This is a genomic window from Pseudonocardia sp. D17 (assembly GCF_036984265.1).
GTDB lineage: Bacteria > Actinomycetota > Actinomycetes > Mycobacteriales > Pseudonocardiaceae > Pseudonocardia > Pseudonocardia benzenivorans.
Genome location: NZ_BPRG01000231.1, coordinates 1 through 333, shown reverse-complemented (window position 1 = coordinate 333; position 333 = coordinate 1). Strand labels below are relative to the sequence as shown.

At 64.6% G+C, this 333-nt stretch carries 1 protein-coding gene; it reads left to right on the top strand.

Going from position 1 to position 333, the window contains the following annotated elements:
* Positions 1-33 precede the first annotated feature (33 nt).
* Positions 34-333, top strand: a 300-nt coding sequence (locus PSD17_RS31690) for a transposase (protein WP_445261046.1), incomplete at its 3' end; no start/stop codon positions are given.

Sequence of the window (333 nt, the reverse complement as noted above, 5' to 3'; positions counted from 1 at the left end):
CGGGTCTGATGGAGGCTCTCAATCCAGTGGAGGATGAGAGTCATGGCAGCACCGAGGAAGTATCCCGAGGAGCTTCGGGAGCGTGCAATCCGGATGGCGGTCGATCTTCGACGCGACCCGGCTACTCGTAAGGGCGCGTTGGCGCGGGTCGGGGAGCAGCTCGGGATCAACCCCGAGACGCTACGGAACTGGGTGACTCAAGAGGAGGTCGATACCGGGGACCGCCCCGGCACGACGACTTCTGATGCCCAGCGGCTGACGGAGTTGGAGCGCGAGAACCGCGAGCTACGGCGGGCGAACGCGATCCTAAAGAGCGCGTCGGCTTTTTTCGCG